The sequence below is a fragment of the Sphingomonas sp. GM_Shp_1 genome (assembly GCF_026540895.1).
Classification (GTDB): domain Bacteria; phylum Pseudomonadota; class Alphaproteobacteria; order Sphingomonadales; family Sphingomonadaceae; genus Sphingomonas.
Genome location: NZ_JALNUR010000011.1, coordinates 37,043 through 48,906, shown reverse-complemented (window position 1 = coordinate 48,906; position 11,864 = coordinate 37,043). Strand labels below are relative to the sequence as shown.

Genomic DNA, 11,864 nt, shown 5'->3' with positions numbered 1-11,864 from the left:
AGGCCGGTCGGCTGGACGAGCGTGTAGTTGCCGGCATCGATACCCGACAAGGTGTAGCCGGTCACCGTCACCGCCTTGCCGTTGCCGACATTCTTGTCCGCGAACCGCGCGTTCACGCCCGACGTGACGAGCGCCACCGCATCCTGGCCGAGCCCGACAACGCTGCCGCCGAGCATCGGCGCCACCGTGTTCCCGTCATAGGCCTTGCTCCCCACGGTCAGGTTGCCGATCCGCAGCGTGGCCGGCGTGATGCTGGCGGTTGCCGTCGGTGCCGATCCGGCGATGCGATAATTGCCCGCATCCGTCCCGATGAGCACGCCCAGGGTGCTGAGCGTTACCGTCTTGCCCGTGCCGACATTCTTGTCGGCAAAGCTGCCGGTCGCTCCCGCATAACTCAACGCGACCGTATCACCGGCCAGGATACCGGTCAGCGACAGCCCGCTGGTATCGACCAGGGCGGCGGTTCCGGCATCATAGACCTTGTCGCGGGCCAGCAGCGTCCCGCCAAGCGACACCGACAAAGCGGTGATCGTTCCGGTCAGCCCGGTCGGCTGGGCGAGCATATAGTTGCCCGCATCGCCGCCCCACAGCGCAAAGCCCGACGCAGTAACGGGTTTGTCCACGCCGACATTCCTGTCCGCGAACTGGCCGACGCCAGCCTCGATCCGGACATCCTCTCCCGATACCACGCCGACCAGACGGCCACCACGGAAGGAGGCGGCGGTCGTACCGTCATAGGTCCGGGTGGCCACCAGCATGTCGGCGATCGTCAGCGCCTTGGCGACGATCGCCGCCGACACGCCGCTCGAAGGCGCCAGCACATAGTTGGAGGCCAGGTCGCCATTGGCGCTGTCCGACAGCGTATAGGCCACGCTCGTCATGTACGTGCCGACATTGCGGCCCGATAGCGCCGCTGCGACACCCTCGACGCCGAGCGTCTCCGCACCCACCAGCCCCGACAGCGCACCGATGCTCAGCGCACCCGGGGCCGTCGTGCCGTCATACGCCTTGTCGGCAATCGACGGTGTGCCGATCGACAGGGTCGCCGGCGAGATGTTCGCCGTTGCGGTCGGTGCCGTTGCCACGAAGAGGTAATTGCCCGCATCGGCGCCGGTCAGCGTGCCCGCCGTGCTGAGCGTCACCGTCTTGCCCGCACCGACATCCTTGTCGGCGAAGCTGGCGGTCGCGCCGGTATAATCCAGCGCCACCGCATCGCCCGAAACGCCATTGACGAGCGTCAGGCCGCCGGTGTCGACCGAGGCGGCGGTGGTGCCGTCATAGACCTTGTCGCCTGCGACTAATTGACCGGTCAGCGAAAGCTGCCGGGCGGTGATCGTTCCGGTCAGCCCGCTCGGTTGCGCCAGCGTGTAGTTGCCGGCATCGCCGCCCCACAATGTGAAGCCCGATGCGGTAACGGCCTTGTCCGTGCCGACATTCTTGTCCGCGAACTGGCCGACGCCCGCATCGACCCGGACATCTTCTCCCGATACCACACCGACCAGACGGCCACCACGGAGCGACGCGGCGGCCGTGCCGTCATAGGTCCGCGTCGCCACCAGCATATCGGCCATCGTCAACCCCTTGGCGACGATGGCCGCCGACACGCCGGTCGAGGAGGCGAGCAGATAGTTGCTCGCCAGGCCGCCATTGGTGCCGTCCGACAGCGTATAGGCCACGCTCGTCCTATAGGTCCCGACATTGCGGTTCGACAGCGCCGCCGCGACACCTTCGACGCCGAGCGTCTCCGCACCCACCAGGCCCGACAGCGCACCGATGCTCAGCGCGCCCGGGGTCGTCGTACCGTCATACACCTTGGCCGCGATCGACGGCGTGCCGATCGACAGGATCGCCGGGGTGATGCTCGCGGCGGCCATAGGCGCCGATGCGACGAGGACATAATTGCCCGCATCCGCGCCGGTCAGCGTGCCCGTGGTGCTCAGCGTCACCGGCTTGTCGCTGCCGACATCCTTGTCCGCGAAGCTGGCCGTGGCACCGGTGTAATCCAGCGCCACCGCGTCGCCCGACACCCCGTTGCCGATCGTCAGGAAGCGCGTGTCGACCGACGCCGCGGTCGTCCCGTCATAGGCCTTGTTGCTGGCCACCAATCGACCGACCAGCGAAACCTCGCGGGCCGTGATCGTCCCGGTCAGCCCGGTCGGCTGGTCCAGCGTGTAATTGTCGGCGTCGGTACCCGTCAGCGTGAAGCTGGACAGCGTCACCGCCTTGCCAGTGCCCACATTCTTGTCGACGAACTGACCGTTGATGTCGCCCCTGGTCACGTCATCGTTCGCGAGAACGCCCGTCAACGTTCCGCCGGTGACGATCGCCATCGTCGATCCGTCATAGACCTTGGGGGACACCGACAGGCTGGAAACGGTCAGCGGCCTGCGCGTAACGACGGCCGAAACCGTCGAGGGCGCCAGCGTGTAGTTGGAGGCCCGACCCCCATTCGTCCCGTCCGACAGCGTATAGGCCACCGTGGTCGTGTAGATCCCGGCATTGCGGCTCGACAGCGCCGCCGCGGCACCCGCGACGTCGACGGTCTCCGTGCCCACGAAGCCGGAGAGCGCACCGATACTCAGTGCACCCGGGGTCGTCGTGCCATCGTACACCTTGTCCGCAATCGACGGCGTGCCGATCGAAAGGACCGCGGGCGTGATGATGCTGGACGAGTTCGTCACCGACGTCGGTATCAGCGTATAGCCATAGACCGGCTTGCCCCCGGACGACGCGCTAAGGATGTAAAGCCCCGTCGCAGTGACGGTCTTGTCCAACCCGGCGTTCGCGTCGGAGAAGGACGCGCCCGCCGCGTCCAGGATGACCCTGTCGCCCGCGAGTACGCCCGTGGCGCCCAGCCCGTTGACCCGCGCCGTCGTCGTCCCGTCATAGGCTTTCGAGGTCACCCCTAAACGCGCGCCGATCGCCGCCGTCGCTCGATACATCAGGCCGTTTCCGGTACCCGCGATGCTGCTCTGCCCGTAGGTTGCGCCATATTGCTTGAACTCGAAGTTCAGGCCCTCGACCTGGTCGTTGTCGGGTGTCCGCGACCAGATCGACCAGTAACCGGCCGGCGTCACCAGGGCATTCGTCCCCCCGGAGTTGATGAATCTGTCGCCCACGAGGTTGATGGCCTCGCCCGACGCCCCCGCCGTCAGCACCGCTCCCGACAGCACCACGACACCATTCCCCAGGCTCGGCCCGTCATTGACGACACTGATGCGACCGCCCGTGATGGACGAAAGCGCGATATCGTTGCTGGCGAAATAGGTCTTATCGGTGCCGCTCCGCATGTCGAACGTCACGTTGCCGCTGCCGGCATTGATCGCCGACCCCGCCGCCATGGTAATCGCCGCGGCGCCGCCGTCGCGCTGCGCATCGATCACGCCATTGGCGAGCCAGTCGTTGGCGATCACCGTCACGTCGCCACCGCCGGTGGTGATGTCCGCATTGATCAGGACCGACCGGCCCGCCTGCAGCGTCAGCGCACCGGGAGTCGCGAACCCCGGGGTAACGGACACAGGCCGGCTGACCGTGATATCGTTCGAGGCCTGCAGCGTGACCGCCGCTCCACTGGCGAGCTGCGCCGCCAGATCGGTGGCGCTGACCGTCACCGTGTCGGATGGGTTGCTACCATAGGTCGGCGTTGACCAGCCGGCATTCGATGGGGGAACGTCGCCGAAGAGCAGGACGGCCCCCGATCCCGCATCAGCGTTGGAAGCACCCCGCTTGCCGGCAACACCAACAGCCAGCTTATCGCCGGTGGCGTTAAAGGCAACGCTGTTCCCAAAGTTATCATATGGATCAATCTGGGTTACATCCAGACTCGGCGTATTGGGATCCGTTCCTCGCCCAACGCCTGTCGAGAATACGCCTCCCGAAAAATTACCGTCGCTGAAGGAGAATAGTCGGACATACCCGGAATATTGGAAACTGTTATTGGCACCGGCATCATAAGGCGCGCCAACGGCCAGCTGTGTACCATCGGCGTTCAGGGCGACGGCGCTACCGAAGAATTCGTTCCGCCCCAATCCAGTGACGTTGATGTTCTTACCGCCGGTCTGCCCCTTGCCGATCACGGCAGTCAGCGATCCACCGCCAAAGGTGGTATCATTGAAGCTGTAGAGAAACACTGCGCCAGTTTGCTCACCGGCATTTCCGGCTGTCGCAAAGGCCGAGGCGCCGACTGCCAGTCTGTCCCCGGCTGCATTCAAGCTGACGGATCGTCCAAAGTCGCCATTACTGACCAGCGTGGCGAAATTTATATTATTGCCGCCAGTGTAATCCCTGCCGATCGTAGCGATGCGGGAAGCACCGCTGAAATTGGTGTCACTGAACCCGAACAGGTAGGCAGCACCATATTGCAAACTCTGCGTCGTATAATTCTGGCCATCATCGCCAGGAACACCGACAACCAAGCGGTCACCGCTTGCATTTAATGAAACGGCACTTCCGAAATAGTCATAGCTGCCTACCCCAGAAACGGAAATATTCGATCCGCTATAACCAGAACCCATAATGATGGGCGTCGAAGCACCGGAGAAATTTGTACCTGAGAACCTGAAAAGATATACAGCACCGGCATTTATAACGGCATTTGACGCCCCCATATCACCGGGTGCCCCCACGACAAGTCGCGTACCATCAGCGTTCAAAGATACCGTTTGGCCGAAGGCATCGGATTGTTCCAAACCGGAAATATTGATATTCTTGCCACCGGCATATCCCCTGCCGATGATTCCTTCCAAAGCACCGCCGCCGAAGTTGGAATCCGTGAAGCTGAAGAGATATACGGCTCCTGCTCCGTTCGTGGCGTTGTCTACTCCGCGATCGCTGACTGCGCCGACCGCCATCCGGGTCGCCGTCGCATTCAGTGCGACACTAGCACCGAAGTGATCGTTTTGCTCGAGACGAGCGACATCTGTCGGGGTATAGCCCTTCCCCATGATTCCGATGTAGGACCATCCTTGCTGTGCCACGACGTCACCGATGATCAAATTCTTCGGGTCGAGCAGCAACTGCCCCTTCCCCACGGTCACCCGGTCCAGCGCGGCGTGCCGCAGGTCCTGTGCGGAGGAAATCTCGACCGAGCCGTCGGCGGTGACGCCGCGCGCGTCGATCGCGCCGAGGAAGGTGGTCTGCGCATCGGACCAGATCACCGCCGTGCCGCCGTCGCCACGGCTCGCCGACACATCGATCCGCGTCCCGTCGTTGACGAAGCTATGTCCCGCCGCGGCCAGCGTCGGCAGGGCTCCCCAGCGTCCGGTGAAGCTCTGCGTATAGGACTTGGACGGATCCGCCGCCTTGCCGCCCTGGAACGCGCCGCCGATGCGGACCAGGCCGCCCCGCTGCCGCCCCGTCGCCGAGATCGTCGTGCTCAACAGGCGCAGGTCCATCGCGGTCAGGTCGATACGCCCGCCCGCGCCATAGATACCGTCCGCCGTGTACCGGCCCGAGGTCATGGTGGTGCCGCCGATCACGGAACGGATCGCGCCGCCGTCGATCAGACCGGAGGCGTCCGTACGCCCGTCGCTGTTCTCGAACAGCCGAGCGGCGCTGTAACCGACACTACCGCCCGACCCCAGCGCGCTTGCCGCGCGTGTCGTTCCGCCCAGCGACAACAGCCCGCCGCTGTTGACGGTGATGGTGCCGCCCGCCTGGCGCAAGCCGGTGGCGGAGGCGTCGATGACGCCGCCCAGGCCGACCGCTCCGCCCTCGACCGCGACGGCGCCGCCGCTGGTGCCGCTCGCCAGGATCATCGACCCCGTTTCGGTGATGATGCCGCCCGAGCCGCTCAAGGTGATCACGCCGCCCTGGGAGGTCGCGGAATCCGCGCGCACGACGCCGCCGACATTGACCGAGGCATTGACCACCTCGCGCGCGGCGGTAGCGGTCAGCAGGATCCGCCCGCCCCGCGCCGTGATCGTGCCCTCATTCTCGACCAGCGCCTTCAACGGCGTGCCGGACGCATCCTTCAGCGTTTCGTTGATCGCGTCGCCCGCGCTGAAGCGCACCAGCCCGTCGCCGTAAAGGTCGATACCGAAGCCCTTGCCTGCGCCCAGCGAGATACGGCCCATATCGGCCTGGATCAGCCCGGCATTGCGCACGCGCGGGGCGACGAAGGCCGCCATGCCGGCGTCACGGATCGAAATCCGCCCCTCGACGACGATCTCCGCGGCATCGTTGCCGCCATTGTCGAAGCGCAGCACACGGTCACCGGCCATGAAGCCCGCCGCGTCGATGTCGTGCGAGGTGACGATCAGCCCGGCCGTATCGACGGTCGAACCCTTGCCGAACAGCACGCCGTTGCGATTGATCAGCACCACCTGACCATTGGCCTGGATCGACCCCAGGATCGTCGACGGGTCGCTACCGGTCACGCGGTTGACGGTGATGGACTTCGCATCGGGCTGGCGGAAGATCGCCGCGTCGCCCGCGTTCAGGGAGAAGCGGTTCCAGTCGAGGATCGCCCGGTCGCTGCTCTGGTTGACGACGGTCTGCGCCGTTCCCTGGCCGGTGATCGTCGCCTGACCGGCCACGACCGTTCCGCCGACGGTCTGCGCCTGCGCGGATGCGGTATGCAGCAGCACCCCCGCTGCAACGGTCAACGCGACGCCGCTCGTGCCGCAATACCAACGCTTGCCCCTGTTCGTCATCATTTCATCACCCCGTGTTTGTCATATGCATCTGGCTGCGCCCGACCGGTCCGGTCGGGCGGGATCAGAAGCGGAAGCCGATATTGCCGACCAACCGGCCACCATGATCGAGCGGGCTGCCCGCCGGCGCCCGGACGATCCGGCTCGCCTCGATCCCACCCGAAATATGGTCGGTCAGGCTGAGCCGGAGCCCGAGCCCCGCCGATGCGGCCGAGGCGCTGCGGCGCTCCTGGGGAAGCAGCGCACCCGCCTGCCAGATGCGACCGCCGTCGATGAAACCATAGAGTTGCGTCCCGACCGACACGCCATCGACCACGCCGCCCGTGCTCCAGCGCAGTTCCGCACTGCTCAGCACGCAATGGTCGCCGACCAGCACACCGGCATCGAAGCGTCGACCGAAACGGCGGCCACCCAGGCTGCACTCCGCTGCGCTATAGAGCGGGCCGCGCGCGGCCGCCTGGCCCTGCGTGGCGACCAGCGCCGACACCTGCCCCCCCGCCAGGGCGAAAAGCGGCTGGAGGCGCTGGACCTCCATCGTCACCAGCATATAGTCGAGCCGGCCATTGGCGCGGCTGTTGGCCCGGGCATCGAACCAGGTCAGGCCCGTCTCGACGCCCAGTCGCAACTGCGTCACCGCCTGCTGGCTGTTCGTCTCGGCATAGTTGAGGGCCGCCGTGGCCGAACGCAGCCGGTCGCGCATCTCGCCCGCGCCCAGCAACTGGGAGTCGGCATTGGCCAGCCCCGTCCCCACCTCGATCCCCAGATTGCGGTTGCGCGAGCGGATGATCGGATAGGCCAGCGAAACCCGCGCCGTGGCCGTATCACCCTGATAGTCGAGCAGGCGCAGCAACGGGGTGACCGGACGCGTATGCGAATAGCCGCCCGACAGGTTCAGCGTCAGCCCATCGGGGCCGATCATGGAGCTGTAATCGCCGGACAGGTTCCAGAAGGCATCGTCCGTGACGCTCTTGAACGCGCCCAGGCGCACCCGGTCGCCGCCGGTCAGCACGCCGTTGAAATCGACCGTGCCCCCGACGACGTGCGTCCCCAGCGAACGTGGAAGATAGCTGTTATAGCCGACATCCATGCCGCGGCGCGTCCGCCCGATCTCGATGGTCAGGACCGAGCCGCCGATCACGTCCTTGGACGGCGACAGGGTGGCGCGCGCCTGGACGCCGGGCACATCGTTGATGAGGAGAAGATAGCGTTCGAGATCGGCCGTGCGCAGCGGCCTGGACGCCTTGATCCGATCGGCGATGCCCGCGACCGGCCCGGTGTCGAGCAACCCCTTGGGCAGGGGTTCGCCGACGAACTCGACGCGATCGACGAAACCCTCGATAACGCGGATCACGACGATGCCGTCCTCGATCCGCTGCTCGGGCACGACCGCGAAGGACAGGGCATAGCCTTTACGGCTGTAGAGCCGCGTGATCGCATTCGCGAAGACGAACACGTCTTCGACCGAAACCTCCTCGCCCGGCGCGTGCTTCCATTCCTTCAGGAGTTCGGCGACCGGGATCGACTGGGCGCCATCGATCCGGACATCGCGCCACACGAAGCGTAACTTGCCCGCATCGGCGGGCGCCGCCTGCTGTTCGCCCTGCCCGATGACGAGCCTGGGGGTGGGCTTCAACTCCGGTGCCGCCTCCAGATTGCCGCCGACCCGGTTCGGATCGACCGTCGAGGGAACGCCCTGCTGCGCGAAGGCGGGCTGGGCGGCCAGCATCACGCCGAACGTACCCAATGCCCAGGCGAGGTGATGGACCCGGGCGGCATGGCGCGACTTCAGGAATCGCAACCGAGCAGACGAAGCGAGGAGATGATCTGACAAATTTACCTCATTGAAAAAGGACGCGGGCCGAGCACCCCGATGAGCGAGTGTCCCCGTGCCGATGGACGCGACGGAAGGGTGCGGGCGGGCGGCGTCCGAGGGCGGATGCCGCCGCATGGGTCCGCCCGGACGAGCCGTTTCGGAAAGTTTTTGCAGCGCGAGAGAAAGGGGCGAAATCTCGCGCTGCATTCCGCTCGCTCGGATGGAGTCCGACCGAACGAAATTCGAAGTCGATAGATGTGCCGGGAACAAGCGAAGCCGTGTGCGACGAGCGCTGGATCCTGCCGCTGCACCTCGCGCCGGTGAAAGCAGGCGGATCATTGACCGCGCGCGATATGAACGCAGGGCAGGCAACACATGTCCGGACAAGACGGACGACAAGACTGTTTTGATCACGCGGCGCGGACGAATGATCAATCCATCGCCGTTATTCGTCTCAGCGATACCACTGACAAATCTTACCGCTACACACACCACATCTTGTAGTGCAATCATCGACACCATATTTAAAATATGTTCACCACGAACCGCCCGATAGGCATCGTCGCAATATATACCGAGGCCATTTGACACGCGGGCTCCCCGCAATGACAACAGCGAAATCAAATATCGCTCGTTGGGTGATATCAATTGCGACATGGATCCCCCCACATCGTTAAAGCACAAAGCTATCTAATGCGGGCTTTTTAACCTTCGCGAAGAAATCAGGCAAGTTTACAACTTTAAACTATGGCCGTTTTCTTGAGTTGAATTATCGGTAACATAATGTGTTTGAACTATATTGTCTAACTCATGTAAATATATTCATTAGTTGGCATTAACATCATGCTTAACGTCAATCTATCGATGGAAAGTTTCTTAACATATGGAATATAATGGATTTTACTTTCCAGATTTTTGTTTACCGGCTCGAGGCAAGCTTCTGAATTTTACCTTTATTCGTCTATTGACCGATTCTACAGAATAACCATTTCCTCTTCAGGAAGATCAGCCTGAAACATGTGATATCGACCAGAATATTAGGATCAGGGACTTGCTCTTGTGTCCGGTCATGTCGACGTTAGTAATTGTTCCATAAAGCAAAAATCGGGGCACATTGCCGGTGCCGCAAAGCTTTCCCGTGTTCCTGCTATAGGCTGGGGCTCAGCGGCGTTGTTCTGAACCGCTGCGACAGAAGCGATCGCAGCGACACTATCGTTGTCGCGGCGGTCGTATCGGGTGCGGGCTAAAGCGACCGGCACGAGTCCCGCCCTCCAGGCATGAAGCTCCAGGATCGGCAGGGCGATCGAAACACCATGAGCATCGGCGTTGCGGACGGCTTGCGTCATCAGATCGAGAGGGCTGTCATGCCCTCCATGCGCAACCGCAAAGTCGCCATCCCTCATGACGACGCCGTCTACAAACCAGATGGAGCGATGCTTCGGCCGCCGGATGGAATTCCACCGCGGCGCCACCGACTATGACCGCCGAACCATCCACTTCAACGGCTTCGTCCCTCTGGCCGCCCCCCCTGCTACAGTCGTTACGCCGTGCCAGCGTCGTCGTCATCGGGCAGCACTTCGCCGCCGTCCTTGCGGATGAAGCTGATCTTGCCCTGCGTCTCCAAGATCGCCCAAGCGACTTGATCCATATGGGCGATTCCCGCCAGCCGCATCTCCGCCTCGACCTCTGCGCGCGTGATGCGGTCGCGGCGCAGATTGGCTTCGATCAACTCCCCATCCCGGATGATGACCTGCGGCCGACCGTCCAACAACGTTTCCAGCCTGGGTGAAAGATAGGTCGCCCAACTCATCACCAGCGCCCAGAAGGCAAAGGTCGCGATCGCGAGGATCGAACCGGTAAGGCTGAAGTCGTTATGCGTGACGCCTTGCTGGACCAGGTCGCCCATCACGACGATGACCACCAGTTCGAAGGGTGTGAGTTGGCCGATTTCCCGCTTCCCCAGCAGCCGCAGCAACAGGTAGAGTGCCGCGAACGTAACAGAGGCCCGTAGGACGATGTCCATTACGGCAAGACCGGAATGGCGATATGCGCCTCGGTCAGTGGGGCGTCGTCATCCAGAAGCGTGACGTTTCCCGCGACATGGCCGATCAACGGCGGATTGGTCTGGCCGTCGATCTTGACTTCCAATGTCTCCCCGGCCTTCAGCGCGCCATATTCGAAGCGATACTGCCCATGCTCGAAGCTCTCATTGGCAGGGGCTGGGACCTGACTGTTGATGGTCAGATCGCGCCACAGGGTCGCGTCCACCCCGATGACGGGCTTGGCAATGGCTTGTCGGGCGGTGACCCGAATACGGGTCTCGAAAAACAAGCCGCTGCGTAGCGGCCGGGCGATCTTGAGCTCCAGCGAAGCGGCGGGAGCGTTGACGGTCGTAACGGGCGCGGGTGCACCTCCCAGCAGCCCGGTCGCCGCCACGGCCAGCGTTGCGCCCAGAACAACGAAGGCGAGCGGGCTGGCATGCGCCCGAAGCCCTCGCACGGGCGCCACATGGCGCTCGTCGATGCCGTCGGGCAGGTCGGTGCTATCCATCTGCGTCATCGGGCCATTTTGCCCTATGGTGTATGCACAACGCCATATGGCTCGCTCCTCGCGTTCATTCCGCCATGCGCCATAAACGCCTCAAGGGCGTGCCAGGGCAATAAGCTCAGGTGAATAAAGTGCAGATCGGGCGGAGACTGCGTCCGTCCTGTCCTGCGGCATCCGAGGCGATGGCGGCGCCCCTGCAGGGCGGATGATCGGCGTCGCGGCGCCCCCGATCCCGCGCTGCCGTTTCGCAAGCTCGCGCCGGGTCCATCGGACCGCCAGATCGATCGCTGCGTCGCTCGCGCGTTCGGCGATCAGGCCTATGGCGATCCCGGCGACCACATCGCTGGCATAATGCGTTCCGCGCGGCACCTGCACGACAGAGACCGCCAGCGCTGCACCACGGGCAGCGAGTGAATGGTCGGGATAGGCTCGCGCCATGGCCTCGCCGACCGCCACCGCACCGGCGCTGTGGCCCGAGGGGAATGAATTCTCCTCGTGACGGTCGCTATCCCCGCGGCGCACCCGCGGATCATCACCGTTTTTCGGGCGCCTGCGGTCGATCACGGCTTTGATCCGGCTCTTGGTCCATGTCGCCAGCGTGTGGGCCGCCAACATCCTGACGCCGGCGCCGGTGAGGTGCCGATCCCGTCGGGCGATACCGAGAGCGATCGTGGCGGCGCAGATCGTCCGCATTTCCGGCTGATCGCCGATCTCGCTGGCGGCGCCCATCAGCCGCACCGGCCAACTGTCGCGTTCGTCATTCACTTTGGAGGTGATCTTGCGGTCAGCCCGCTCGACAGCCGTGGTTTTGCGTTCCCGATCCATGGTCGTTCAACACATGGATCAATCCT

Annotated in this window: 5 protein-coding genes and 1 pseudogene; all 6 read right to left on the bottom strand. The window is 63.9% G+C overall.

The window, feature by feature from the left end:
- Positions 1-17: 17 nt before the first annotated feature.
- A pseudogene (locus OXQ33_RS07985) lies at positions 18-6,653 on the bottom strand (YDG domain-containing protein); the annotation flags it as partial.
- Between the two features lie 64 nt (positions 6,654-6,717).
- On the bottom strand, positions 6,718-8,451 hold the full coding sequence (locus OXQ33_RS07980; RefSeq protein ID WP_267434151.1) for a ShlB/FhaC/HecB family hemolysin secretion/activation protein: 1,734 nt from the start codon (positions 8,449-8,451) through the stop codon (positions 6,718-6,720).
- 1,082 nt (positions 8,452-9,533) lie between these two features.
- Positions 9,534-9,812, bottom strand: a complete 279-nt coding sequence (locus OXQ33_RS07975) for a hypothetical protein (protein ID WP_267434150.1) — start codon at positions 9,810-9,812, stop codon at positions 9,534-9,536.
- A 194-nt stretch (positions 9,813-10,006) separates the two neighbouring features.
- On the bottom strand, positions 10,007-10,489 hold the full coding sequence (locus OXQ33_RS07970) for a YetF domain-containing protein (RefSeq protein WP_267434149.1): 483 nt from the start codon (positions 10,487-10,489) through the stop codon (positions 10,007-10,009).
- Positions 10,489-11,025 carry a hypothetical protein gene (locus OXQ33_RS07965; RefSeq protein ID WP_267434148.1) on the bottom strand — a complete coding sequence of 179 codons (537 nt, stop codon included), beginning with the start codon at positions 11,023-11,025 and terminating at the stop codon, positions 10,489-10,491. Before OXQ33_RS07965 ends, OXQ33_RS07970 begins: the two co-directional genes overlap by 1 nt.
- Positions 11,026-11,106: 81 nt before the next feature.
- Positions 11,107-11,838, bottom strand: a complete 732-nt coding sequence (locus tag OXQ33_RS07960) for a phosphatase PAP2 family protein (RefSeq protein WP_267434147.1) — start codon at positions 11,836-11,838, stop codon at positions 11,107-11,109.
- Positions 11,839-11,864: the final 26 nt, after the last annotated feature.

Bases quoted from the DNA above. Each gene is read 5' to 3' on its own strand.
- OXQ33_RS07975 (WP_267434150.1), bottom strand. From the start codon at position 9,812: ATGACGCAAGCCGTCCGCAACGCCGATGCTCATGGTGTTTCGATCGCC.
- OXQ33_RS07970 (WP_267434149.1), bottom strand. From the start codon at position 10,489: ATGGACATCGTCCTACGGGCCTCTGTTACGTTCGCGGCACTCTACCTG.
- OXQ33_RS07965 (WP_267434148.1), bottom strand. From the start codon at position 11,025: ATGACGCAGATGGATAGCACCGACCTGCCCGACGGCATCGACGAGCGC.
- OXQ33_RS07960 (WP_267434147.1), bottom strand. From the start codon at position 11,838: ATGGATCGGGAACGCAAAACCACGGCTGTCGAGCGGGCTGACCGCAAG.